This window comes from Paramesorhizobium endophyticum (assembly GCF_014640615.1).
GTDB classification, from domain to species: domain Bacteria; phylum Pseudomonadota; class Alphaproteobacteria; order Rhizobiales; family Rhizobiaceae; genus Paramesorhizobium; species Paramesorhizobium endophyticum.
Map to the genome: position 1 here is coordinate 58,199 of NZ_BMHH01000011.1, position 23,789 is coordinate 81,987.

22 protein-coding genes are annotated in these 23,789 nt (G+C 62.4%); 14 read left to right on the forward strand and 8 right to left on the reverse strand.

Annotated features, from left to right (window positions below):
* Window positions 1-67 precede the first annotated feature (67 nt).
* The 8 genes from IEX53_RS14135 to IEX53_RS14170 all read left to right on the forward strand — a co-directional run bounded on the left by IEX53_RS14135 (window position 68) and on the right by IEX53_RS14170 (window position 8,384).
* On the forward strand, window positions 68-1,315 hold the full coding sequence (locus IEX53_RS14135; protein WP_188824827.1) for an HlyD family secretion protein: 1,248 nt from the start codon (window positions 68-70) through the stop codon (window positions 1,313-1,315).
* 192 nt (window positions 1,316-1,507) lie between these two features.
* Window positions 1,508-3,079 (forward strand): DHA2 family efflux MFS transporter permease subunit, encoded by a 1,572-nt coding sequence (locus IEX53_RS14140; RefSeq protein ID WP_188824828.1) that lies wholly within the window; start codon window positions 1,508-1,510, stop codon window positions 3,077-3,079.
* Window positions 3,080-3,463: 384 nt separating this feature from the next.
* Window positions 3,464-4,567 (forward strand): ABC transporter substrate-binding protein, encoded by a 1,104-nt coding sequence (locus IEX53_RS14145; RefSeq protein ID WP_188824829.1) that lies wholly within the window; start codon window positions 3,464-3,466, stop codon window positions 4,565-4,567.
* A gap of 390 nt (window positions 4,568-4,957) precedes the next feature.
* Window positions 4,958-5,806, forward strand: a complete 849-nt coding sequence (locus IEX53_RS14150) for an ABC transporter permease (RefSeq protein ID WP_373288655.1) — start codon at window positions 4,958-4,960, stop codon at window positions 5,804-5,806.
* Window positions 5,803-6,588 carry an ABC transporter permease gene (locus tag IEX53_RS14155; RefSeq protein ID WP_188824831.1) on the forward strand — a complete coding sequence of 262 codons (786 nt, stop codon included), beginning with the start codon at window positions 5,803-5,805 and terminating at the stop codon, window positions 6,586-6,588. The genes IEX53_RS14150 and IEX53_RS14155 overlap by 4 nt, the downstream gene beginning before the upstream one ends.
* 89 nt (window positions 6,589-6,677) lie before the next feature.
* Window positions 6,678-7,739 carry an ABC transporter ATP-binding protein gene (locus IEX53_RS14160; protein ID WP_188824832.1) on the forward strand — a complete coding sequence of 354 codons (1,062 nt, stop codon included), beginning with the start codon at window positions 6,678-6,680 and terminating at the stop codon, window positions 7,737-7,739.
* Between the two features lie 73 nt (window positions 7,740-7,812).
* Window positions 7,813-8,064, forward strand: a complete 252-nt coding sequence (locus tag IEX53_RS14165; protein WP_188824833.1) for a type II TA system antitoxin, ParD family — start codon at window positions 7,813-7,815, stop codon at window positions 8,062-8,064.
* Window positions 8,061-8,384, forward strand: coding sequence for a type II toxin-antitoxin system RelE/ParE family toxin (locus IEX53_RS14170; protein ID WP_188824834.1), 324 nt, complete (start codon window positions 8,061-8,063; stop codon window positions 8,382-8,384). The genes IEX53_RS14165 and IEX53_RS14170 overlap by 4 nt, the downstream gene beginning before the upstream one ends.
* Before the next feature lie 42 nt (window positions 8,385-8,426).
* Here the strand turns inward: IEX53_RS14170 and gnd are convergent, their stop codons facing one another.
* Window positions 8,427-9,854 carry an NADP-dependent phosphogluconate dehydrogenase gene (gene gnd, locus IEX53_RS14175; protein ID WP_188824835.1) on the reverse strand — a complete coding sequence of 476 codons (1,428 nt, stop codon included), beginning with the start codon at window positions 9,852-9,854 and terminating at the stop codon, window positions 8,427-8,429.
* 131 nt (window positions 9,855-9,985) lie between these two features.
* Here gnd and IEX53_RS14180 point away from each other — a divergent pair, with 131 nt between their 5' ends.
* Complete coding sequence (locus IEX53_RS14180; protein ID WP_188824836.1) at window positions 9,986-11,371, forward strand: aldehyde dehydrogenase family protein; 1,386 nt, start codon at window positions 9,986-9,988, stop codon at window positions 11,369-11,371.
* A gap of 163 nt (window positions 11,372-11,534) precedes the next feature.
* Here the strand turns inward: IEX53_RS14180 and IEX53_RS14185 are convergent, their stop codons facing one another.
* Window positions 11,535-12,122, reverse strand: coding sequence for a GNAT family N-acetyltransferase (locus IEX53_RS14185; RefSeq protein WP_188824837.1), 588 nt, complete (start codon window positions 12,120-12,122; stop codon window positions 11,535-11,537).
* A 90-nt stretch (window positions 12,123-12,212) separates the two neighbouring features.
* A complete protein-coding gene (gene odc2, locus IEX53_RS14190) occupies window positions 12,213-13,346 on the reverse strand; it encodes an ornithine/lysine decarboxylase (protein ID WP_188824838.1) in 1,134 nt (377 codons plus the stop codon).
* Window positions 13,347-14,037: 691 nt separating this feature from the next.
* Between odc2 and IEX53_RS14195 the strand changes: the two genes are divergently transcribed.
* The 3 genes from IEX53_RS14195 (at window position 14,038) to IEX53_RS14205 (ending at window position 16,960) form a co-directional block, all read left to right on the forward strand.
* A complete protein-coding gene (locus IEX53_RS14195; RefSeq protein WP_188824839.1) occupies window positions 14,038-14,937 on the forward strand; it encodes a LysR family transcriptional regulator in 900 nt (299 codons plus the stop codon).
* Window positions 14,938-14,997: 60 nt separating this feature from the next.
* Complete coding sequence (locus IEX53_RS14200) at window positions 14,998-15,672, forward strand: DUF1007 family protein (protein WP_188824840.1); 675 nt, start codon at window positions 14,998-15,000, stop codon at window positions 15,670-15,672.
* A 163-nt stretch (window positions 15,673-15,835) separates the two neighbouring features.
* Window positions 15,836-16,960: a nickel/cobalt transporter gene (locus IEX53_RS14205; RefSeq protein ID WP_188824841.1), complete on the forward strand. Its 1,125-nt coding sequence runs from the start codon at window positions 15,836-15,838 to the stop codon at window positions 16,958-16,960.
* Here the strand turns inward: IEX53_RS14205 and IEX53_RS14210 are convergent.
* From IEX53_RS14210 to trhO, 4 genes are all read right to left on the reverse strand, one after another.
* Complete coding sequence (locus IEX53_RS14210) at window positions 16,949-17,164, reverse strand: hypothetical protein (RefSeq protein ID WP_188824842.1); 216 nt, start codon at window positions 17,162-17,164, stop codon at window positions 16,949-16,951. The two genes, IEX53_RS14205 and IEX53_RS14210, sit on opposite strands and share 12 nt — an antisense overlap.
* Window positions 17,142-18,152 (reverse strand): cation diffusion facilitator family transporter, encoded by a 1,011-nt coding sequence (locus tag IEX53_RS14215; protein WP_188824843.1) that lies wholly within the window; start codon window positions 18,150-18,152, stop codon window positions 17,142-17,144. Before IEX53_RS14215 ends, IEX53_RS14210 begins: the two co-directional genes overlap by 23 nt.
* A gap of 9 nt (window positions 18,153-18,161) precedes the next feature.
* Window positions 18,162-18,836 (reverse strand): GNAT family N-acetyltransferase, encoded by a 675-nt coding sequence (locus IEX53_RS14220; protein ID WP_188824844.1) that lies wholly within the window; start codon window positions 18,834-18,836, stop codon window positions 18,162-18,164.
* A gap of 350 nt (window positions 18,837-19,186) precedes the next feature.
* Window positions 19,187-20,104 (reverse strand): oxygen-dependent tRNA uridine(34) hydroxylase TrhO, encoded by a 918-nt coding sequence (gene trhO, locus IEX53_RS14225; protein WP_188824845.1) that lies wholly within the window; start codon window positions 20,102-20,104, stop codon window positions 19,187-19,189.
* 188 nt (window positions 20,105-20,292) lie between these two features.
* On the opposite strand from trhO, the gene IEX53_RS14230 reads away from it, so the two are divergent.
* Window positions 20,293-20,925, forward strand: coding sequence for an N-acetylmuramidase family protein (locus tag IEX53_RS14230; RefSeq protein WP_188824846.1), 633 nt, complete (start codon window positions 20,293-20,295; stop codon window positions 20,923-20,925).
* A 54-nt stretch (window positions 20,926-20,979) separates the two neighbouring features.
* Window positions 20,980-21,618 carry a 2-dehydro-3-deoxy-phosphogluconate aldolase gene (locus IEX53_RS14235; RefSeq protein ID WP_188824847.1) on the forward strand — a complete coding sequence of 213 codons (639 nt, stop codon included), beginning with the start codon at window positions 20,980-20,982 and terminating at the stop codon, window positions 21,616-21,618.
* A 56-nt stretch (window positions 21,619-21,674) separates the two neighbouring features.
* On the opposite strand, the gene IEX53_RS14240 is transcribed toward IEX53_RS14235, so the two are convergent.
* Entirely contained in the window at window positions 21,675-23,561 is a 1,887-nt protein-coding gene (locus tag IEX53_RS14240; protein ID WP_373288656.1) for a peptidoglycan L,D-endopeptidase MepK, read from the reverse strand.
* Window positions 23,562-23,789 lie beyond the last annotated feature (228 nt).

Genomic DNA, 23,789 nt, shown 5'->3' on the forward strand with positions numbered 1-23,789 from the left:
TCTAAGTCAACCGTCGAACCAATCGGTTCGTTCGCGGTGAGATTTTTCATAGAAAGCCATCTTCCCCATGTCGACAACGAGAACCGCTGCCAAGCCTGAAGAAAGCGGCGAGGTCCGCCCATTTCCTGCACTGAAGCAGGGGCATGAGGGTCCGGCGCCCGTGGAGCCTCCCCATGCCGAGCAGCCGGCGCCGCAAGCGCCCGCCGCGCAGAAGATCGACGCCGGCAATGCGTCCGGGGCCAGGAAGAAGGGCGCCGGCCGGCGCTTCGTGCTGCCCCTCATCGCCGCCGTGGCCATCGTCGGCGCGGGCTGGTACGGCTATGATTACTGGACGAACGGCCGCTTCCTGGTGACCACCGACGACGCCTATGTGCAGGGCGATATCTCCGCTCTTTCGCCGAAGGTGACGGGCTATATCGAAAAAGTGCCGGTCGCGGCCAACCAGCACGTCAAGGCCGGCGACGTGATCTTCCAGCTCGACGACGGCGATTACCGCATCGCGCTCGACGAGGCGAACGCCAAGATCGAGACCCAGCACCAGACGCTGGCGCGCATCACCGCGCAGATCAAGGCCGCCGAGGCCTCGCTCCAGCAGGCCGAGGCGTCGAAGCTCGCCGCACAGGCGGTGGCGACCAACGCAAAGCTCGCCATGGACCGCGCCCAGCAATTGCACGCGACGCGCTTCGCCTCGCAGTCCGATCTCGACAACGCTACCTCGTCCTTCAACCAGGCCAACGCCAATCTGGCGGGCGCGGATGCGCAGATCGCGGCGGCTGAGGCAAATATCGGCGTCCTGCAGGCGCAGTACAAGGAAGCCGAAAGCGGAATGAAGTCGCTCGAGCTCGCCCGCGACAAGGCGCAGCGCGACCTCTCCTTCACGACCATCCGCGCGCCCTTCGACGGTGTGGTCGGCAATCTCTCCGGCAAGCAGGGCGACCTCGTCAGCGCCGGGCAGCGAATCGCGGCGTTGGTGCCGGTCGATCATCTCTATATCGACGCCAATTTCAAGGAAACGCAGCTGGCCGAAATCAGGCCCGGCGAGAAGGTGAGCATCGAGGTCGATGCCCTTGATGGCGAGACCTTCGAAGGCACCGTCGCCTCTGTCTCTCCTGCCTCTGGCTCGGTCTTCTCGCTGCTCCCGCCGCAAAACGCCACCGGCAACTTCACCAAGGTGGTGCAGCGCGTGCCGGTACGCATTTCGATCCCGGCAGACGCGCTGGCGACCGACAAGTTCCGCGCGGGCCTGAGCGTCATCGTCAGCGTCGACACCCGCACCGCGCCGAAGGAAAATACGGTCGCGGCGGCGGTGAAGTAAGAGCGCTCTCCTTCCCCCTTGCGGGGAAGGTGCCCGCGTTAGCGGGCGGATGGGGGTGGTGACGTTTGCGCTTCTAATGGAGACAATGGCGCAAACGTCACCACCCCCACCCGACCCTTCGGGCCACCCTCCCCGCAAGGGGGAGGGAGAAAGCCGCCGCAACGCTCTGCGTTAGCAAAGAAAGTAAAACCCATGGCCGCCACCACCGCCGATATGCCTGTTGTTCAGGACCGCATGGACCCGAAGAAGACCATTGCCTTCTTCGCCATGGTCTTCGGCATGTTCATGGCCATTCTGGACATCCAGATCGTATCGGCCTCGCTGGCGGAGATCCAGGCGGGCCTTTCCGCCAGTTCCGATGAGATATCCTGGGTGCAGACCTCCTACCTGATCGCGGAGGTCATCATGATCCCGCTTTCGGGCTTCCTCGGGCGGCTGCTCTCGACGCGCGTGCTCTTCACCGTCTCGGCGGCGGGCTTCACCCTTGCCAGCATCCTCTGCGCGACCGCCACCAATATCGACCAGATGATCATCTACCGCGCGCTGCAGGGCTTCATCGGCGGCGGCATGATCCCGAGCGTGTTCGCGGCGGCCTTCACCATCTTCCCGCCGTCGAAGCGCGCCATCGTCTCGCCGATGATCGGCCTCGTCGCCACCCTCGCCCCCACCATCGGCCCGACGGTCGGCGGCTATTTGAGCGACGCCTTTTCCTGGCACTGGCTGTTCCTCGTCAACGTCATCCCCGGCATTCTCGTGACCATCGCCGCTTGGAACCTCATCGATTTCGACGAGGGCGACCGTTCGCTGTTCAGCAAGTTCGATTGGTGGGGCCTCGCCGGCATGGCGGCATTCCTCGGCTCGCTCGAATATGTGCTGGAGGAAGGCCCGCGCAATGACTGGCTGCAGGACGAGACGATCTTCATCCTCACCATCGTCCTCGTCGTCGGCGCGGTGATCTTCTTCTACCGTGCCTTCACCGCGGAAGAACCCATCGCGGATCTGCGCGCCTTCACCAACATGAACTTCGCCTTCGGCTCGGTGTTCTCCTTCGTCATGGGCATTGGACTCTACGGCCTGACCTATCTCTATCCGCTCTTCCTCGGCCAGATTCGCGGCTATGACGCGCTGATGATCGGCGAGGCGCTGTTCGTCAGCGGCCTTGCCATGTTCATGACCGCGCCGGTTGCGGGCTTCCTGTCGAACCGGATGGACCCGCGCCTGATGATGATGATTGGCTTCCTCGGCTTCGCCGCCGGCACATGGACGATGACGGGCCTGACGGCGGACTGGGACTTCCACGAGCTTTTGCTGCCGCAGATCCTGCGCGGCTGCTCGCTGATGCTCTGCATGGTGCCGATCAACAACCTGGCGCTCGGCACACTGCCGCCCTCGCGCATGAAGGGCGCATCCGGCCTCTATAATCTGACGCGCAATTTGGGCGGCGCCGTCGGCCTCGCCGTCATCAACACGATCCTGACCGACCGCGAGGACATGCACTATGAGCGCCTTGCCGAGCATGTCCGCTGGGGCAGCCAGGCAGCGCAGGACATGCTGAACAGCATGGCGGCCAATTTCAACGCCAGCGGCCTCGACGGCAACACCGCCGCCCTCTCCCGCATCTCCAGCATGGTCCGCCAGCAGGCGACGCTGATGTCCTTCATCGACGTGTTCTTCATCCTCACCATGCTCTTCGCCTCCCTAGCACTCTTCGCCGTCCTCCTGCGCAAGCCCGGCAAAGCCGCCGGCGGGGGTGGAGGGCATTAGGATTGACCGAAGCTGGCATGAAACGACCCCCTTCGGACAGAACGTCTCTAGTCGGCGTTCCAATCGGAGTCGCGCCTCACATTTCTTTTACTCCGCAAAATCGGGAGGCGAATGTAAGGAATTTTACATCGGCGCACCCATGGGCAATGCTCTCAAACCGTCATGAAACAGTAGTATTTCTGTAATGAAAGATCGTTTTACCGGCTGATTGTTCAAAAGGATCAATTGCTAAGCCCTATAAAAAATGTTTCACTTCCCCCCGATACGGCGATCGGGAAGCTGTGGCGTCTGTCATCCAAATGTCATCCGAGGGGACTATCGGGAGGGCGCGGATGCTGGGATCAAGCCAAAGGCGTTCGCCGTTCCAAACAGGGGAGTTTTCATATGCTCAGGCTTTCAGCACGGTTGCTGTCTCTTTCGACCGCTCTCGCTTTTCTCGGCACATCCATTGCCGCCGCGGAGCCTTCCGCCGACCTCATCGCCGCCGCCAAGAAGGAAGGTCAGCTGACGACCATCGCCCTTCCCCATAACTGGTGCGGCTATGGCAACCTCATCGCCGGCTTCAAGCAGAAATACGGCATCGAGATCAACGAGCTGAACCCGGATGCGGGCTCGGGCGACGAGATCGAGGCGATCAAGGCCAACAAGGATAACAAGGGCCCGCAGGCCCCCGACGTGATCGACGTCGGCTTCTCCTTCGGTCCCACCGCCAAGGCCGACAAGCTGATCCAGCCCTACAAGGTCTCGACCTGGGATTCGATCCCCGACAGCGCCAAGGACCCCGAGGGCTACTGGTACGGCGACTACTACGGCGTCCTCTCCTTCGAGGTAAACAAGGACATCATCCAGAACGTGCCGCAGGATTGGTCCGACCTCCTGAAGGACGAGTACAAGAATTCGGTGGCGCTCGCCGGTGACCCGCGCGTGTCGAACCAGGCGATCCTCGGCGTCTATGCCGCCGGCCTCTCCACCGGCGCTGCCGCCGGCGAAAAGGCTGGCCAGGCCGGTCTCGACTTCTTCAAGCAGCTGAACGCCAAGGGCAATTTCGTCCCAGTCATCGGCAAGGCCGCTTCCGTGGCGCAAGGGTCGACCCCGATCCTCGTGCGCTGGGATTATAATGCCCTCGCCGATCGCGACCAGCTCAACGGCAACCCGAATGTGGAAGTCGTCGTGCCGAAGACGGGCGTCGTCGCCGGCGTCTACGTCCAGGCGATCAGCGCCTACGCGCCGCACCCCAACGCCGCCAAGCTCTGGATGGAATATCTCTATTCCGACGAAGGCCAGCTCGGCTGGCTCAAGGGCTACTGCCACCCGATCCGCTTCAACGACCTCGTGAAGAAGGGCAAGGTGCCGCAGGACCTTCTCGACAAGCTGCCGCCGGCCGCCTCCTATGAAAAGGCCGTGTTCCCGACGCTCGACGAGCAGAAGGCTTCGAACGAGGTGATCACCAAGAACTGGGACAGCGTCGTCGGCGCGAACGTGCAATAAAGAGATTCTCGCCGGGCGGCGGTAAACCTCGCCCGGCGGACACCTTCTTTTTTTAGACGATAGCCCTGTGTTTTCTACGTTGCATATGCTGCACTGTAGAGGCATGGATCCCAGTGACAAGCACTGGGATGACGAGGCAGAGATGGCTTCGCCTCAACGAAAACCGTTCTTGCAGGCGGAGCCGTTTGGAGATTGGCAGCAGCAGTCATCCATCCCATCCGTCATCCCAGTGCTTGTCACTGGGATCCATGCCTCGACATTTCCATCGCAACGGCGGTTAGAAGTAATTTCGATGATTTCACCAAAAGTGAAAGACTCTAATATGCAGACTGGCATGGCTTCATGAGCAGTATTCCCAACACCTCCGCGCCCCCCCTCGCCCCGTCGCTCATGCGGCGGCTTCCACTCGAGTGGCTGGGTGTCGTTCCGTTTTTCCTTTTTGCCATTCTGTTCCTGCTCTGGCCGACGCTGTTCCTGATCATCGGCGCGTTCAAGGACAATGCGGGCAATTTCACGCTCCAGAATATCGCCGACCTGTTCCAGCCCTCGATCCTGAGCGCCTACTGGATTTCGATCCAGGTGAGCCTTGCCTCGGCCCTTGGCGGCGCTGTCATCGGCTTCTTCCTCGCCTGGGCGATCGTGCAGGGTGGCCTGCCCGCATGGCTGCGCCCGACGGTGCTGACCTTTTCCGGCGTCGCGTCGAATTTCGCCGGCGTACCCCTCGCCTTCGCCTTCCTCGCCACGCTTGGCCGCACCGGTCTCGTGACGATGCTCATGAACAAATATCTGGGCTTCAACCTCTATTCGACCGGCTTCAACCTTCTGAGCTTCACCGGCCTGACGCTCACCTATCTCTTCTTCCAGATCCCGCTGATGGTGCTGATCCTGACGCCCGCGCTCGACGGTCTGAAGAAGGAATGGCGCGAGGCCGCTTCCATTCTCGGCGCCTCGTCCGCGCAATATTGGCGCATGGTGGCGTTCCCCATTCTCTGGCCCAGCCTGATGGGCACGACGCTGCTGCTCTTCGCCAATGCCTTCGGCGCCATCGCCACGGCCTATGCGCTGACCGGCTCCTCGCTCAACATCGTTCCGATCCTGCTTTACGCGCAAATCCGCGGCGACGTGCTGCACAATGAGCATCTGGGCTATGCCCTCGCGCTCGGCATGATCGTCATCACGGGCCTGTCCAATGTGCTTTACATCTGGCTGCGCATGCGCGCCGAAAGGTGGCTCAAATGAAGGCGCAACGTATCGGCGCATGGATCGCATTCGCGATCGGCGCAATCTACTTCCTGGTGCCGCTCATCGGCACGTTCGAGTTCTCGCTGCGCATGCGGCGCGGCGAATATTCCTTCGACGCCTACCGCGTCGTTTTTTCCGACCCGACCTTTCAGGCGACCTTCGCCTATTCGACGGTCATGGGCCTGCTGACCATTCTCTTCGGCGTGCTGCTCGTCGTGCCCACCGCCTACTGGATCCGGCTGCGCCTGCCGCAGATCCGCCCCGTGGTCGAGTTCATCACGCTGATGCCGCTGGTGATCCCGGCCATCGTCATCGTCTTCGGTTATCTGCGCATCTACAATTCCTCCTCCATCCTGCCCTTCACGGATTCCCGGCGGATGACGGATTTGCTGCTGATGTTCGGCTATGTGACGCTGTCGCTGCCCTATATGTATCGCGCGGTGGACACCTCCATGCGCACCATCGACGTGCGCACCCTGACGGAAGCCGCCGAAAGCCTTGGCGCGGGCTGGCCGACCATCCTGTTCCGGGTGATTTTTCCGAATGTCATGTCGGGTGTTCTCAGCGGCGCGTTCGTGACCTTCGCCATCGTCATCGGCGAGTTTACCTTCGCCTCGCTCCTGAACCGCCCGGCCTTCGGCCCCTATCTCCAGCTTGTCGGCGCAAATCGTGCCTATGAGCCGTCCGCCCTGGCGGTCATATCCTTCGCCGTGACCTGGCTCGCCATCGGGATGATCCAACTCGCGTCACGCCTCAACAAGTTTAAAATTTCAAGCTAGGGCATGATCCCGAACCGAAGGTCAGCGTCAGCAAAATTGCAGACTTTTCGGATCAGATCATGCGGCTGAAGACATAGAGAACGGTTCCCATGAGTTTCCTCACCATCTCCCATCTCAAGAAGAACTTCGGGACCAACACGGTCGTCAAGGATTTCAGCCTGAACATAGAGAAGGGCGAGTTCGTCTCCTTCCTTGGCCCAAGCGGCTGCGGCAAGACCACGGTGCTGCGCATGGTCGCCGGCTTCGAGATGCCGACATCGGGCACCATCAGCATCGCCGGCAAGGATGTGGTGAATCTGAAACCGAACCAGCGCAATATCGGCATGGTGTTCCAGGCCTATGCGCTGTTTCCGAACATGACCGTGGCGCAGAACGTCGCCTTCGGCCTTCGTGTCTCGCGCAAGCCCAGGACGGAGATCGATGCGACGGTGAAGGAGATGCTCGGCCTCATCCGCCTCGACCATCTGGGCGAGCGCTATCCCTACCAGCTCTCCGGCGGCCAGCAGCAGCGTGTGGCGCTCGCGCGGGCATTGGCGACCAAGCCGCAGGTGCTCCTCCTTGACGAGCCGCTCTCGGCGCTGGACGCCAAGATCCGCGTGTCGCTGCGCGAGGAAATCCGCTCAATCCAGCAGAAGCTCGGCATCACCACCATTTTTGTGACGCATGACCAGGAGGAGGCGCTGTCCATCTCCGACCGCATCGTCGTCATGCATGAGGGCCGCGCCGATCAGGTCGGCACCCCCTTCGAAATCTACAACCACCCCGCCTCCCGCTTCGTCGCCTCCTTCGTCGGCACGCTCAATATCCTCGAAGGCAAGGTGGACGACGCAGACAAGGGTGTCGTCGATCTCGACGGTATCAGGATCACTCTGGCAAAGCCCCTCTCCGGCCATAAGAAGGGCGACACGCTTGCTCTTGCCCTGCGCCCCGAGGCTGTCTCAATCGACCCGCACACGAAGCATGACACGGCAATTGAAGGCACGATCGATGATGTGCATTTCCTCGGCTCCGTCATCCGAACGCGCGTTTCGCTCGGCAAGAACAAGGTCTCCCTCGACATGTTCAACGACCCCGCCTTCCCGCCCCCTGCGCGAGGCGACAAGGTGAAGATCGGCTTTGCCGCGCGGGATTTGCTGGTGCTGGGGGAATAGGCTTGCGACGCTCTACCCACATCCCCACATATGTGCTAATGTGGGGATGTGGGGATTTATGGAGATTACCCGGATGAGCCGCCTTACCATCGACATAACGGAACAGCAGCACCAAAGCTTGAAAGCGTTGGCCGCATTGCAGGGTAAGACGATCAAGCAATACGCGCTGGAACGTTTATTCCCCGGCGATACTGACGCAGATCAGGCCTGGCAAGAACTGAAAACCTTGCTCGGAATGCGCATCGAAGAGGCGCTCGCAGGAAAGGTTTCCACCAAAAGCATTGATGAAATCTTGGATGAGGAATTGAACGAGGGCGGTGCTTGACAGGTTATATCCTTGCCAAAGCTGCGGAAGCCGATGTGCGCGATATCATGCAATACACGCGCAAGCAGTGGGGCGCGCCTCAAATGCGCCGCTATATCGCGGCGCTGAAACAAGGCATTACGGGCCTGGCTGCAGGCCAAGGCGCTTCCAAGGATATGAGCGCGCTGTACCCGTCACTTCGGATGGCGCGTTGTGAACATCATTACGTATTTTGCCTGTCGCGTAAGGACGCACCTGCGCTGATCATAGCGATTTTTCATGAACGCATGGATCTGATGACACGGCTGGCCGATAGGCTCAACGATCAGGGTAGCAACTAAGCCGCAAGCCGCCTCACCGGCGGCTTGCGGAGCAGCCAACGCTTACGCCTGGAAATCCACATCCGACCACGGCCCGTGGAAATTCCCCTCCCGATCCACACGCTGGAAGCCATGGGCGCCGAAGAAATCGCGCTGCGCCTGGATGAGGTTGGCAGTGCCGCGCGCCTGGCGGTAGCTGTCGAAATAGCTGAGCGCCGCGCCGAGCGCTGGGGTGGGCAGGCCTGCGAGAGCGGCGGTGGAGACCACATTGCGCAAGGGCTTCGAGGCCTTAGCCATACGCTCCACGAAGGCAGGCGCAAGCAGCAGGTTTTCCGGCTGTTCCCGCTCATAGGCATCGGCGATGACATCGAGGAATTGCGAGCGGATGATGCAGCCGGCGCGCCAGATGCGGGCGACGGTGGCAAGCGGAATGTTCCAGTTATACTCCTTCGACGCCCCCGCCATTACGGCGAAGCCTTGCGCATAGGCCGCGATCTTGCCGGCATAGAGCCCCTGCTCCAGATCGTCGATGAAGCGCGCGCGGTCCGCCGGCGAAAGCGCCGCCTCGTCGAGCGGATAGGCCTTCGCCGCCTGCTCGCGCTGCTTCTTCAAGGCCGAAAGCGAGCGCGCCGCGACGGCGGCTTCGATGGCGGTGGCCGGGATGCCAAGCATCTGCGCCTCGATCGCCGCCCAGCGGCCCGTGCCCTTCTGGCCGGCGGAATCGAGGATCACATCCACCTCCGCTTTACCCGTGTCCGGATCGACGGCATGAAGCACCTTGGCGGTGATCTCGATCAGGTAGGAATTAAGCGGACCATTGTTCCACTTCGCAAAGACGTCGCCGATAGCAGGGGCGGAAAGGCCGAGCCCGTCCCGCAATATGCCGTAGATCTCGGCGATCATCTGCATATCGCCATATTCGATGCCGTTATGGATCGTCTTGACAAAATGCCCCGCTCCGTCAGGCCCGAGCAGCGCGACGCAAGGCTGGCCGTCATATTTGGCGGCGATGGCGTTCAACACCGGCGCGATGCGGTCATAGGCTTCCTGCGTGCCGCCGACCATGATCGAAGGCCCGTGCCGCGCACCCTCCTCGCCGCCCGAGACGCCCATGCCGACGAAGGTCGGATCGTTTGGCCCGAGGCTCGCCAGGCGGCGCACCGTATCGTGGAAATTGGCGTTGCCCGCATCGATGATGATATCTTCATGCGCCAGCAGCGGCTTCAGCGCTTTCATTTCATTGTCCACCGGCTCGCCGGCTTTGATCATCAGGATGATCGGCCGCGGCGCGCGGATGCTTTCGGCAAGCTGCGCCAGCGTATCGCAGGGGATGATCCGCTCCTTCAACTCGCCGGCATTTTCGTAAAACTCGTGGGTCCTGTCCGGCGTGCGGTTGTAAACGGCGACGCGATAGCCCTGTTCGGCAATGTTGAGCGCGAGATTGGAGCCCATGACTCCAAGCCCGACCAATCCGATATCCGCTTTTTCCATGACTGTTCCTTGTTGAGGCAGATTGACGGCACGGATGTGCCGGAATCAGTTTTTGACTATCTGCAACTTATCCATTCTATAAACAGCAAACAAATATGACGTGGCCTGCGTCAGTGCAAAAGGAAGTGAGCATGACCGAAACGATCAGGATCGTCTCGCCCGTCGACGGGTCCGTCCATGCGGAGCGGCCCGTGCTGAGCGAGTCCGCGCTTGAAGCGGCGGTGGAAACCGCGCGGGCGGCGCAAACCGCCTGGGCGGAAATGCCGATCGCCGAACGCGGACGCTATTGCCTCGCCGCCCTTGAGTCGCTGCTTGCCATGAATGACGAGATCGTGCCGGAACTCGCCTGGCAGATGGGCCGTCCCGTGCGCTATGGCGGGGAAAAGGGCGGCGTTGAGGAACGCACGCGCTACATGGTCGGTATAGCCGAAGAAGCGTTGAAGCCGGTCATCGCCGGCGACCGCCCCGGCTTCCGCCGTTATATCAGGCATGTACCGCTGGGCGTCGTCATGGTCATCGCGCCGTGGAACTATCCCTATCTCACCTCCATCAACACCATCATTCCTGCCCTGATGGCCGGAAACACGGTTCTCCTGAAACATGCAGCCCAGACCCTTCTCGTCGGGGAGCGCTTCCAGCGCGCCTTTGATATGGCCGGGCTGCCGAAGGGCGTGTTCCAGAATATCGTCCTCAGCCATGCCCAGACGGAGAAGCTCCTCGCCTCCGGCCGCATCGACCATGTGAACTTTACCGGCTCGGTTGGCGGCGGCAAGGCCATCGAGCGCGCCGCGGCGGGCACTTTCATGACACTGGGGCTGGAACTGGGCGGCAAGGACCCGGCCTATGTCCTGCCCGACGTCGATCTCGACCATGCGGTGGAAAATCTCGTCGATGGCGCATTCTATAATACAGGCCAATGCTGCTGCGGCATCGAGCGCATCTATGTGCATGAAAAGCTGTATGACAGATTCGTTGAGGGCTTCATCGACCTGACGAAGCGCTATATCGTCGGTAACCCGCTGGATCAGGCCACCACCATGGGCCCGATGGCGCAGGCCCGCTTCGCTGACCTCATCCGCGAGCAGAAGGCCGAAGCGCTTCGCAAGGGCGCAAAGGCGCATATCGGCATGAAGCTGGACGAAGACCGGCCCGGCTCGCCCTATCTCGCGCCGGAGGTGCTGACCGCTGTCGATCACCAGATGAGCGTCATGCGCGAGGAAAGCTTCGGCCCCATCGTCGGCATCATGAAGGTGCGCAATGACGAGGAGGCGGTGGCGCTGATGAACGACAGCCCCTACGGCCTCACCGCCTCGCTCTGGACCGCCGACGCCGACCACGCCGCCGCGCTCGGCGACCGCATCGAAACCGGAACAGTGTTCATGAACCGCTGCGACTATCTCGACCCGGCGCTGGTCTGGACCGGCGTGAAGGACACCGGCAAGGGCGCGGCGCTATCGGCCATCGGCTATGCCAATCTGACGCGGCCCAAGTCTTATCATTTGCGGGAGAGAATTTAGTCCAGCTCGCACCCCCTTCCCCCTTGCGGGGAAGGTGCCCGCGTAGCGGGCGGATGGGGGTGGTGACGCTTGCGCTTTTGCGACAAATGTAGCGCAAACGTCACCACCCCCACCCGACCCTTCGGGCCACCCTCCCCGCAAGGGGGAGGGAGGGCGCATCACTTCAAGCCGTCATCCGCAACGCCTGCACCTCACCCGTCACCCGCCGTCCAGTCGGGGCCAGCACCCCATGCGCGCCGTCGAGATGGCCTGCACGCAACTCCAGCGCCAGAAACCGCCGCCGTTCCACCGGCCCCGGCATGGCAAGTCCGCCCACCTTCTCGCCGGAAAACCCGAAGCGCGCATAATATTCCGGATCGCCGACGAGCAGAATCGCGCCGTGACCGAGGCGCGCCGCCTCCTTCACCGCATGGCGCATCAGCGCCGAGCCGATGCCGTGCCCCTCATAGGCCGGATCGACCGCGAGCGGCCCGAGCAGCAGCGCGGGAACGGAGCGGCCAGCCGCATCGCGTCCCGCGCGGATATCCCACAGCCGAACGGTGCCGATGAGCGTGCCGTTTTCATCGCGCGCGGCGAAGGCGAGCCCCGCCGATGGCGTGCGCCCGCGCCGCAACTTTTCGGAAGATTTGCGCCGCCGCCCCTCGCCCATGGCGCGGTCAAGCAGCGCCTCGCGGACGGGCTCGTCCTGCGTGGCTTCTTCGAGGATGACAAAGGTCCGGTCCTGCCGGATTTCGGAAGTGATCGCGTTCATGGTCGTAACCAATCAAGAGGATGTGTGCGTGCCATCCCTCGCCCGGCATTGCCGCCGGGCGAGATTGAAGGAGCCGGTCTGGCGACTGGCTCAGATCACATAGGATCGGAGCGGCTCGAAGCCGTTGAACGCGACCGAGGCGTAGGTCGTGGTGTATGCGCCGGTGCCTTCGATCAGCAGCTCGTCGCCGATGGTCAGCGAAACGGGCAGCGGATACGGGGCCTTCTCATACATCACGTCGGCGGAGTCGCAAGTCGGCCCGGCGAGGATGCACGGCTCCGTGCGCTCGCCATCATGCGGCGTGACGATCTGGTAGCGGATCGCCTCGTCCATGGTTTCGGCGAGGCCGCCGAACTTGCCGATGTCGAGATAGACCCAGCGCACATTGTCATTGTCCGCCTTCTTCGAGATCAGCACCACTTCCGTCTTGATCACGCCGGCATTGCCGACCATGCCGCGGCCCGGCTCGATGATCGTCTCCGGGATGCGGTTGCCGAAATGCTTGCGCAGCGCGTCGAAGATGGCGCGGCCATAGGCTTCCGCCGTCGGCACGTCCTTGAGATAGCGCGTCGGGAAACCGCCGCCCATATTGACCATCTTGAGCGTGATGCCTTCCTCGGCCAGCGTCTGGAACACGCCCTTGGCGTCGCCGAGCGCGCGATCCCAGGCTGCAAGGTCCGTCTGCTGCGAGCCGACATGGAACGACACGCCATAGGCGTTGAGCCCCAGCGACTTGGCATGGCGCAGCACGGTGACGGCCATGGCGGGCACGCAGCCGAACTTGCGCGACAGCGGCCATTCGGCCCCGGCCCCATCGGTCAGCACACGGCAGAACACGCGGGCGCCGGGGGCGGCGCGGGCGATCTTCTCCACTTCCTCGACGCTGTCGACGGCGAAGAGACGGATGCCGAGCTCATGGGCGCGCGCAATGTCGCGCTCCTTCTTGATGGTGTTGCCGTAGGAGATACGCTCCGCGGGCGCGCCGGCGTCGAGCGCCATCTCGATCTCCGCCACCGAAGCGGTGTCGAAGGACGAGCCGAGCGAGGCCAGCAGGCGCAGGATCTCCGGCGCGGGGTTGGCCTTCACCGCGTAGAAGATGCGCGAATCCGGAAGCGCCTTCTCGAAGGCGGCATAGTTTTCGCGCACGACGTCGAGGTCCAGCACGAGGCAGGGACCGTTCGGGCGTCGGGTGTTAAGGAAATCGATAATGCGCTGCGTTGCCATCGGTTTCTCCTATCCAGCGGCGTCAAGCCGTCTGTCGCAAAAGGCTGCGGCCCGCCGGATCGCTACCGCAAGTGGACAAAGTGCATAAAGCCATCCGCCGAGCTGCCAGACTTTGGAGATCCTGGAAACACGCGAGAGCTCATGCGGCGATGGAACAACGCAATTCTGTGCGTCACTCCGCTTTGTCTGCCTTGGCTTGGAATTGGGAGAACCGCATCCGCACTGCCGGCAATGAAGGTGTGCCTCTTCAGTAATTTCGGCATTTGGACAGCCGAAAGACACCAGAAAGGCCCGCACCGTCGTTGCTTCAAGATGTCCTCGATTTCAGCGGTTGGCCGCGAGATCGACTGGAGGGGTTAGTTCCAGGTACCATACCGTTTACCTCACCATTCGAGGATACGGCGGACACCCACAGGCACGTGCGACTTTGGGCAAGCGCGATATAAGGTGAAACTTGTGTCCATTCAATGACAAATCAGGCCTTGGGCAAAAATTTTTTGATGCCGGCGCTGCCCCTCACCCTTACCCTCTCCCCGTGAAGGACGGGGAGAGGGGGACATGAACGTTTTCACCTGTTCGTTTTGCCTGGTGCTGGGGAGAAGAAAGAGGCGGCAACGCGGATGCCCCCTCGCCCCGCGAGCGGGGAGAGGGTAAGGGTGAGGGGCAAAGCAGAGTTAAACAGGATGTGGTCATGGACACGCTCACCCGCATGCGCGCCTTTATCGATGTCGTGGAAGCCGAGGGCTTTTCCGCCGCAGCGCGCAAGATCGGGCGCTCCAAGGCGCTGCTTTCCAAATATGTGCGCGAGTTGGAGGATGAGCTTGGCGTACTTCTGCTCAACCGCACGACGCGGCAGTTTTCGCTGACCGAGGCAGGCCACACCTATTATCAGCGCGCCTCCGAGATCATCCGCGATATCGACAGCCTTCAGGACTCCATCAGCGAAACCAGCGGCGACGCGCGCGGGCGCATAAAACTTTCTGCGCCGCGCACCTTCGCCGACGCCCCCATCGGCCTCTCGCTGATCGATTTCTGCGCCGAGCATCCCGAAATCGTCCTCGATATCAGGCTCGACGACCGGTTCGTCGATCTGGTGGAGGAAGGCTTCGACATGGCGATCCGCATCACGCGGCTGCAGGATTCCTCGCTGATTGCCCGTCGCCTGACGGCTTTCGAAGGCGTCCTTGCGGCCTCGCCGGATCTCATCGCGAAGGTAGGGATGCCGGAACGACCGGAAGGGCTGCACGGGCTTCCTTGCATTATCGACACCAACGGCCGCTCGCGCAACAACTGGCATTTCCGCAACACGGACGGCTCGCTCCTGACCGTCCCCGTCAGCGGGCCGGTGGAGGTTAACAGCCCGCTGGCCACCATGGCGGCAGCGGTCAAGGGGCTGGGCTTTTGCATTCTCCCGCGTTTCATCGCCGAGCCGGAGCTTGCCAGCGGGCGCCTGGTGGCTGGGCTCGATGAATTTACCATCAAGGATGGCGGCATCTACGCGGTCTACCCCCACCGCCGCTACCTGCCGATGAAAGTGCGCGTGCTGGTGGATTATCTGGCCAAGTGGTTCAAGGAGCGGGAAAATTCGTGAACGGTTCAGTCCCACTTTCGCCAGTTTCGGGCATTGAAATGCGCATTCAAGGAATCAGCCATGTCGCAAGGTGAGGCCCGCTTGACGAAACGCCGCTCGGCAATCCTCTTCGCCGCCATTGCTTTGGCGTCGCTGCCCTCGCTGGCGGTTGCGCATCCGCATGTCTTCGCCGAGGCGCGGCTGGAAGTCACCGTAGCCCCTGACGGCACGGTGGAAAAGCTCGCCCATGTCTGGCGCTTCGACGATATATTTTCGTCAACCGTGCTGATGGAATTCGACAAGAACGGCGACCTGAAGCTCGACCAGAAGGAACTGGACGAGTTGGGCAAGACGATCAACGAATCCATCGCCGAGTATAAATATTTCCAGACCGTTCTTTCCGATGGCAAGGACGTGCCGATGGCCAGGCCCGCGCATCTCATCGCCGATTTTCCCGACAATCAGCTGCTGATCATGTTCGAATCCAAACCGGAGAAGCCGCTGAAGCTCGATCACACGGTGAGCTTCGGCGTCTATGATCCGACCTTCTACACCGCCATCGACTACGTCAATGATTCCGACATGCACATATCGGGCGTGCCGAGGAACTGTTCATCCAAGGTGGTGCGCCCCAACCCCGACGAGGCAATCGCCGCCAATCAGTCAACCCTGACCGAAGCCTTCTTCAACGACCCGACCGGGACGGATATGTCGAAGATATTTGCGACCCGGCTGGAGATTACGTGTGGGAAATAGGATTTCCGCTTTGACGAAATCGCGAGCCACCCCCCTCCGCCCTGCTGGGCATCTCCCCCACAAGGGGGGAGATCACGCCTTCATAGACGCGCAGTACCAATCGCAGACGTCGCAGAATGAGGGCGGAGCGTCGTGTCAGACAATCTCCCCCCTTGTGGGGGAGATGGCCGGCAGGCCAGAGGGGGGTGCCAGCAGAAGGCCCGCCTTCGTTGCCACCATCCTCGCCGCCCTCCTCATCACCGGCGAAGCATGGGCCCAATCCTCCCTCGGCATCGGCGCCAGCGAGACGGCGATGACGCCCTCCGGCCCCTTTGCGCATATCATCCAATGGCTTGCCGCCGAGCAGCGCAATTTCTACCTGGCGATGACCGGCGCGCTCAAGGCCATGCGGGACGACCCGTGGCAGGCGGCGGTTCTGGTCGGGCTTTCCTTCGTCTATGGCGTGTTCCATGCCGCCGGTCCCGGCCATGGCAAGGCGGTCATCTCCAGCTACATGATCGCCAATGAAACGACGCTGCGGCGCGGGATTTTCCTCTCCTTCGTTTCGTCCCTCCTTCAGGCGCTCTCGGCGATTCTTGTCGTCGGCGCGGCCTGGGTGGTCCTGCGCGGGACCAGCATCTCGATGAAGGACACGGCGCGCTACATGGAACTGGCGAGCTATGTTCTCATCGTCCTTTTCGGCCTGTGGCTGTTGCGGCGCAAGCTGCCGCTGCTATTTGCAAAAAAGGAACGCGAGCCGGAATTCGCCGCCGCCAGCCTGGCCTTCGCCGCGCCCTCGACGAGCACTGCATGGGAAGGCTCCCTCTCGCAAAGCGCCCGCACGGCGGCGTCCAGCCGCGCGGTGCGCCTGAACTATGATACCTCGGCGCCCGGGCGGGCCAGCTTCGATCACGGTTTCATCGGCGCGGGCGAAATCTGCGACGCCTGCGGCACGGCCCATATCGCCGATCCGTCCACGCTTTCGGGGGATTTCGACTGGAAAACCGCCTGGTCCGCAATCCTGGCCGTGGGCCTGCGCCCCTGCTCCGGCGCGCTGATCGTGCTCACCTTCGCCCTGCTGAACGGTCTCGTTTTCGGCGGCATTCTCTCGGTCTTCGCCATGGCGCTGGGAACGTTCATCACCGTGGCGGTGCTGGCCGCCATCGCGGTGATGGCTAAAAACGTCGCGCTCAAGCTCGCCGGCAGCCGCGTCATGTCGCTGAGGCTTCAGGCCTTCATCGAGGTCGCCGCCGCGCTCTTCATCACGCTGACGGGCGTGCTGCTTTTCACCGCCGCACTATCGATCTGAATCGTTCCGCCTTTGCTGGCGGGCACGCAGCCAGAACACGGCGAAGAAAGCCATCACGAAGAGCGCCGCGAACGCCCCGGCCAGCAAGGGCGATTCCGAGCCGATCCCCAGCATGATGCGGGGCATCGCGATCCACAGGATGCCGAAGCCGAGAAGAATGACGAAGGCGGCGATCGCCGCGTTACGTGTCTTTGGGTCCTGCAATGCCTTGTCCCCTTGCGCGTGAACGGCGCTGGCCCGCGGGCCTTGCCGTTCCATCATGCTCGTGGTCCTCATGCGCGGCGCCGGGACCGGCTTCGATTTCCACCGTTGCATGGGCGATTCCATGCGCTGAGGCAAGCCTCCGCTTGACCTGCCGGACAATCGCCGCCGCATCGACGCGATTCGCGATCCGCACATGCATGGTCGCAAGATGGCTCTTGCCGTCCAGCGACCAGACGTGCACATGGTGGACATTCTCCACGCCCGGTATGGTTTTTTCGAGATCGCGGACGACGTCGCTGGGGTCGATCTGCCCCGGCGTGCCTTCGAGCAGCAATTGCCCCGCATCGCGCGTGAGCCGCCAGGCGCTGGCGAAAAGCATCACCGCTACGAGCGCCGAAAGGATCGGGTCGATCGGATACCAGCCCGTAAGCAGGATCACGATTGCCGCCGCGATGGCCGCGACCGAGCCGAGCAGATCGCCCATCACATGCAGCAGCGCGCCGCGCATGTTGAGATTGTCCCGGTCACCGCCATGGAGGACGAGATAGGCAACGATGTTCACGGCAAGCCCCGCCACGCCGACCGCCAGCATCGGTCCGCCCAGCACCGTTGAAGGCTGCTCGAAACGCTCCCACGCCTCATAGACGATCCATGCCCCCACCACGAAGATGGCAAGGCCGTTCGTATAGGCGACCAGCGTTTTGACCCGCCCGAAACCGTAGGAGTGGCGGCTGGTGGCCGGGCGGCTTTCCAGATGGAACGCATACCAGGCAAGCAGCAGCGAGACGGAGTCAGTCAGCATATGCCCCGCATCCGCCAGAAGCGCCAGCGAGCCGGCCAGAATGCCGCCCAGCGCCTCCACCACCATGAAGCCCGTCGTCAGCACGGCGGCAATCAGCACCCGCCGCTTGTCGAGCTTGCCATAATCGCCATGGTCATGCCCGTCGCCGGGGCCATGGCCGGCATGATCATGCGTGGGCTTTGCCATGAGCGCCTCTCACGCCGTGCGGAATTCTTCCAGCCGTTTCCTCTGCCTGCCGTCTCCGCCGAAATTGTCAGGCGCGAGCCATTTCTCGTAGGCAGCCTTCAGCGTCGGCCATTCGCTGTCGAGCATCGAGAACCACGCCGTGTCGCGGTTTCGGCCCTTCGCCACCATATGCTGGCGGAAGATGCCCTCGAATGTGAAACCGAAGCGCTCCGCCGCCCGCTTCGACGGCTCGTTCTCATTGTTGCACTTCCATTCGTAGCGGCGATAGCCCAGTTCATCGAAGATGTAGCGGGCAAACAGGAATTGCGCCTCCGTCGCCGGGGCTTTGCGCGAAATGAGCGGCCCCCAATAGATGCTGCCGATCTCGATAACGCCATGCGCCGGATCGATGCGCATCAGCGCCTGCCGCCCGGCGACCTTGCCGCTCGCCGTGTCGATCACCGCGAAGAACAACGGATCCTTGCTTGCTTCCACCCTTTCCAGCCATGGCTGGAATGCGGCCCTATTGGCGGGCGCATCCTCGAACAGCCAGGTAAAGCGTCCGTCCGCATCGGGCACGGACGAAGCCTCGTAAAGCCCATCGCCATGCTTTGCAGCGTCGAGCGGCTCAAGGCGCACATAAGCACCTTCCAGAACCTTGCGCTCAGGCAGCGGACGCGCCGTCCAGTTTGTCAAATCGGTCATTCTCTCCTCCACGCCCTGCCATCATTCTCGGGGCTTGTCCCGAGAATCTCTCATAAAGAAAAGATAAGCAATTACCGTCCTGACAGATTAGTACATTTCATATCCAGACGGAAACAACTGTGCGCCCTTCCCCCTCGTGGTTCGAGGCTCCCCTTCCCCTTCGACAAGCTCAGGGTAAGGGGCGCACCTCACCATGAGGGTGAAGGGTTGCAACGCCGCAGTAGCCCTCATCCTGAGGTGCGACTGAAGCGAAGCGGAACGAGCCTCGAAGGGCGAGGGCGCTTGGCGATTCCGTCGAAACAAGAACCGCTTTAGACAGCGATAGATTCTGAGAACGACGACGGCGACCGTTAGTGCCCGATATGCCGCCCATCGCCGCGCTGCTTCGCCAGCAGCACCTGCCGGTGGCGTTCGGCATAGCGGGCGCGGTCTTCTTCGGTGCGCTCGTGATAGCAATGCGAGCAGGAAACGCCTTCCTGGTAATAGCACGACAGGCGCTCCTCCGGCGTGATCGGATGACGGCAGGCGCGGCAGAGTTCCGTCTCGCCCTCACGCAAGCCATGGCCCACCGAAACCCGCTCGTCGAAGACGAAGCACTCTCCGTCCCAGCGGCTTTCCTCCGGCGGCACATCCTCCAGATATCTAAGAATCCCGCCCTTCAGATGGTAAACCTCGTCGAAGCCCAATCCCTTGACATAGGCGGTCGCCTTTTCGCAGCGTATGCCGCCGGTGCAGAACATGGCGATCTTCTTGCCTTCCAGCTTCGCGCGGTTCTGCTCGACCCATTCGGGAAACTCACGGAAGGTCCGGGTCTTCGGATCGACTGCGCCGCGAAATGTGCCGATTGCCACTTCGTAATCATTGCGGGTGTCGATCACCACCGTATCGGGGCGGGAAATCAGGTCATTCCACTCGTTCGGCGCGATGTAGGTCCCGGCGCTTTTCAGGGGATCGACCTCGGGCACGCCCATGGTGACGATCTCCTTCTTGAGCCGCACCTTCATACGGTGAAACGGCATCTCGCTGGCGTAGGAATATTTGAGTTCCACCCCCCTAAGCGCCGGCTCCGCCTCGATCCACGCAATCAGTTTCCCGATCGCCTCGGCGCTGCCGGCCACCGTGCCGTTAATGCCTTCGGCGGCCAGAAGCAGCGTGCCCTTGATGCCCTGGCTGCAGCAAAGCTCGGCCAGCGGCGAGCGCAATGCCTCGTAATGCGGCAAGCGCGCGAAACGGTAGAGAGCGGCGACGGTGAAAGACGGATTGGTCATGGCTGATCGAACTAATCCCGATACGCGAGGATTGCAAGATAGCAAATGATTGCATTTGACGATAATTCTCGTAAAAATTGTATAAATTCCGAGGAAGCCAAACCCGCGATCCGGACTTATCCCACACCGGCGTTTCCGGACAAAAATCATTTTCAGCGTGGGTTTTGCAGAAATTATGAGGGAAAGCGATGTTTGAAGAAGAAACCATCCAGCAGATCATCAGAGCCGCTACCGCATCGGGCGTCGAGCCCGCGGCGCTTCTGGCAGTAGCAGAGGTGGAAAGCAGCGGACAGGCCACTGCGCGAGTCAACGGGCGCGACGAACCGTTAATCCGGTTTGAGGGTCATTATTTCCACCAGCGTTTGACAGGCGCGAAACTTGCCGAAGCCAGGCGGCAAGGCCTCGCCTCGCCCAAGGCCGGCGCAGTCAAGAACCCGGCGGCGCAGGCCGACCGTTGGCGTCTGCTCGAGCGCGCCATGAAAATCGACCGGGAGGCCGCGCTCGAATCCGTCTCATGGGGATTGGGACAAGTCATGGGCGCGCACTGGGAATGGCTCGGATATGAAAGCGTCGAGGCGCTCGTGGCCGAAGCGCGCGGCTCTGTGACGGGACAAGTCCGGCTGATGCTGCGCTTCATCGAAAAATCCGGCCTGGTGGATGAGTTGAACGCCCATGACTGGCCCAAATTCGCCCGGGCGTATAATGGCCCTGCCTATCGCAAATTCGACTACGACCGCAAAATGGCGCGGTCTTGGGAAAACTGGCGCAAGCGCATCTCTCCGTCACCGGTCTCGCCTGCTGCAAACATGCTCGTCGCATGATGGACAAAACAATGCAGCGGGACTAAATCGGTTAAAAAACCCGGAGATATGCTGATGACCCAGAAAACCGACCTTCTGCTTCCAATCCTCAAAGGCCAGCCAGTCATTCCGGTCCTGCTGATCGACAAGGCTTCCGATGCGGTTCCGCTGGCGCGCGCTCTCGCGGCGGGCGGGCTGCCTGCCATCGAGATCACGCTGAGGACCGCCGCCGCGCTCGACGCCATCCGCGCCGTGGCGCAGGAAGTACCGGAGGCGATTGTCGGCGCGGGCACCATCCTCAATGCGCGCCAGTATGAAGAGGCGGCCAAGGCCGGTTCGCGTTTCATCGTCAGCCCCGGCGTGACCGAAGCGATCCGCCAGGCCGCGCGCGACAGCGACGTGCCGCTTCTGCCCGGCAGCGTCACGCCCAGCGAGATCATGGCTGCGCGTGAAGAGGGCTACACACTCCTCAAATTCTTCCCCGCCGAGCAGGCCGGCGGCGCGGCATTCCTGAAATCCCTCGCCTCCCCGCTCGCCGGAACCAGCTTCTGCCCCACTGGCGGCATCAGCCTCGCCAATGCCAAAATCTATCTCTCGCTCCCCAACGTCGTCTGCGTCGGCGGCTCCTGGGTCGCTCCGAAGGAACTGGTGGAAGCGGGCGAATGGGACAAGGTCACGACGCTTGCAAGGGAAGCGGCGGGGTTGGCTGCTTAACTTTTCGCGAGAGGGCAGTTACCCTGGGCTCACCGTCTCAATAGTGATTGCGCAGCTCAGTTCGTCTCCGAAAACTTCGCGATCGACAGGAACGTCACGGCCTTGCCGGAAAAGCGGTTTGCTTTTTCCGTGGGCAGGGCGCGCTGGAAGCCGGCGGTGTAGACGGTGGTGGGCGCGGTGCGGAGCGCATCGTTGCGCAGCACCTTGCCGCCCGCAGGCGCAACCCTGGCGACCGGCGTCGCGGACATAGCCAGGCGCGACACCGGCACCGCCGCGGCAGGCTGGACGATCGCCTCTGGCTCGCGCGCCTCGCCGGAATGGGGCTTGGCGCCTTTTGCCGTCGTTTTCACGCCCGTCTCGACAGCCGCGATGGCGCGTGCCTTGGGTGCGGCCTCATGGAGCGCCTTGCGCGGCATGGCGGCGGGCGTTACCGAGGCGACCATCTCGGGCGCATGGTCCTCCGCTTCATCGGGCACGGGGACCACATCCTCATGAGCGGCAAGCGCAGCCTGTTGCGGCTCGGGCCTTGGCGGCGCGCTTTGCGGCAGCGGATAGGCCGGCATCTCGGCATGGGCCGCAGCGATTTCGGCAATCGCGTCACGCTTCGGCTCCGGTTCCTGCACGGCAGCCTCGGCGGCAGCGGCAGCGGGACTCATTTCAGGACGTGGCGCGGGCACCACGGCGGAGGCAAGGGCCATCGCCGGGTTCTCATGCTTCGGCTTGTTCATCGGCACCGGCACGAAACCGTTCACCAGAGGATTGGGCGCGCTGACGGCTGCCACCTGCTGCTCCGAAGCGGCCTCGGCATTCGCACGGCCATCCACAGCGGATGCGCTCGGCACATAGCCTGCTGTTCCCGGCGCGGGCGGCTGAAGCGTGTTGGGCGGCGGCGCGACCATGGCGATCGCGGCCTGCGGCTTCTGGCCCGGCAGCGGCACGGCATAGGCGAGCGCCGGTTGCTCCACAGGCGTTCCCTCCGCCATGGCAGCGGCGGGACGCGGCGCGTCGAGCGGACGCGGAACCTCGCGCGGCGGCAGCGCAGCGACCAGCGTCTGCTGCGGCGGCCCAGGCGCCGGCTGTGGCTGTGGCGCCGGGGCGCGCGCGACAGGCGCGGCGGGTGCCTCCTCTTCGGCGACAGGCGCTCTCGGTGTCGCGCGCGACGGCCGCGCGGCGGAAGCCACCGCGATCTCGCCGCCGGATTCGCTGTTATCCTCTTCCTCGTCAGCCCCGCCGCCGAAGAGCATGGCCAGCAGGCTCTTGCTCTTGCGCGGCGCGCTGGCCATCATCACCCCGCCGCTGCCGGACTTGCGGGCTTCATAAGCCGCAAGCGCCGCCTCATAGCCGGGCAATGGCTTCCCGTCGGTCGGCAGATGCAGCGTCTTGCCATCGGGGAAGAGCGCCAGCAATTCGCGGCGGCTCATGCGCGGCCAGCTGCGCACATTGCCGACATCCATATGCACGAAGGGCGAGCCCGAGCGCGGGTAATAGCCGACGCCGCCCGATTGATAGCGCATGCCGATGGCGCGCAGCTTGTTGAGCGGTACGCCGGGAATATAGAAGTCCATCGCCCTGCCGAGCATGTGCTGGCTCTTCTTCGCGACGCCGCGCGTGCGCGAGCGCAGCATCGAGTTTGTCGCGGGCGAGCGGTAGGCGGAAAGAACGTGAATATACTCGCGCGAGCCGCTGGCCTTGTAGACCTGCCAGACGAGATCGAACAGGCGCGGGTCCATCTTGGTGGGCTCGTTGCGGCGCCAGTCGCGGAGGAAACGGTTCAATTGATTGAGGCCGGACGGAATGTAGCGCCCATCCTTCTTGAAGGCGATCTCCGCCCTCTCCTTGGTATGAACGTAATAAAGCTTGAGCGTCCGGGTCTCCGCCGACGCAAGGGAAGGCGCGAGAATTACGGTAAGGAAAGCGATCCACAGCACACGGCGCGCGAGCACCGCTGCATAAATCCCCCTGAGTGCCGAAATACAGTCCGTCAATTGCGTAGCCTTGCCATTCTAGCAGTCCCCGAAGGCTGGACTATCGGAATAATGGTTAATGGACGTTTATTGAATACCGAATACGTTTATAGAATGGCAAAAAAGGCACACCGCAGCATTCAATTAATGCCATGGTAAATGGCTTGTTAACAAGCTTTCAGTAGCGCTAATCTTCGCGGGCTGTCA

What these genes read in the sequence shown, in the direction of transcription:
- IEX53_RS14135 (WP_188824827.1), top strand. Translation starts at nt 68, where the DNA reads ATGTCGACAACGAGAACCGCTGCCAAGCCTGAAGAAAGCGGCGAGGTC.
- IEX53_RS14140 (WP_188824828.1), top strand. Translation starts at nt 1,508, where the DNA reads ATGGCCGCCACCACCGCCGATATGCCTGTTGTTCAGGACCGCATGGAC.
- IEX53_RS14145 (WP_188824829.1), top strand. Translation starts at nt 3,464, where the DNA reads ATGCTCAGGCTTTCAGCACGGTTGCTGTCTCTTTCGACCGCTCTCGCT.
- IEX53_RS14150 (WP_373288655.1), top strand. Translation starts at nt 4,958, where the DNA reads ATGCGGCGGCTTCCACTCGAGTGGCTGGGTGTCGTTCCGTTTTTCCTT.
- IEX53_RS14155 (WP_188824831.1), top strand. Translation starts at nt 5,803, where the DNA reads ATGAAGGCGCAACGTATCGGCGCATGGATCGCATTCGCGATCGGCGCA.
- IEX53_RS14160 (WP_188824832.1), top strand. Translation starts at nt 6,678, where the DNA reads ATGAGTTTCCTCACCATCTCCCATCTCAAGAAGAACTTCGGGACCAAC.
- IEX53_RS14165 (WP_188824833.1), top strand. Translation starts at nt 7,813, where the DNA reads ATGAGCCGCCTTACCATCGACATAACGGAACAGCAGCACCAAAGCTTG.
- gnd (WP_188824835.1), bottom strand. Translation starts at nt 9,854, where the DNA reads ATGGAAAAAGCGGATATCGGATTGGTCGGGCTTGGAGTCATGGGCTCC.
- IEX53_RS14180 (WP_188824836.1), top strand. Translation starts at nt 9,986, where the DNA reads ATGACCGAAACGATCAGGATCGTCTCGCCCGTCGACGGGTCCGTCCAT.
- IEX53_RS14185 (WP_188824837.1), bottom strand. Translation starts at nt 12,122, where the DNA reads ATGAACGCGATCACTTCCGAAATCCGGCAGGACCGGACCTTTGTCATC.
- odc2 (WP_188824838.1), bottom strand. Translation starts at nt 13,346, where the DNA reads ATGGCAACGCAGCGCATTATCGATTTCCTTAACACCCGACGCCCGAAC.
- IEX53_RS14195 (WP_188824839.1), top strand. Translation starts at nt 14,038, where the DNA reads ATGGACACGCTCACCCGCATGCGCGCCTTTATCGATGTCGTGGAAGCC.
- IEX53_RS14200 (WP_188824840.1), top strand. Translation starts at nt 14,998, where the DNA reads ATGTCGCAAGGTGAGGCCCGCTTGACGAAACGCCGCTCGGCAATCCTC.
- IEX53_RS14205 (WP_188824841.1), top strand. Translation starts at nt 15,836, where the DNA reads ATGGCCGGCAGGCCAGAGGGGGGTGCCAGCAGAAGGCCCGCCTTCGTT.
- IEX53_RS14215 (WP_188824843.1), bottom strand. Translation starts at nt 18,152, where the DNA reads ATGGCAAAGCCCACGCATGATCATGCCGGCCATGGCCCCGGCGACGGG.
- IEX53_RS14220 (WP_188824844.1), bottom strand. Translation starts at nt 18,836, where the DNA reads ATGACCGATTTGACAAACTGGACGGCGCGTCCGCTGCCTGAGCGCAAG.
- trhO (WP_188824845.1), bottom strand. Translation starts at nt 20,104, where the DNA reads ATGACCAATCCGTCTTTCACCGTCGCCGCTCTCTACCGTTTCGCGCGC.
- IEX53_RS14230 (WP_188824846.1), top strand. Translation starts at nt 20,293, where the DNA reads ATGTTTGAAGAAGAAACCATCCAGCAGATCATCAGAGCCGCTACCGCA.
- IEX53_RS14235 (WP_188824847.1), top strand. Translation starts at nt 20,980, where the DNA reads ATGACCCAGAAAACCGACCTTCTGCTTCCAATCCTCAAAGGCCAGCCA.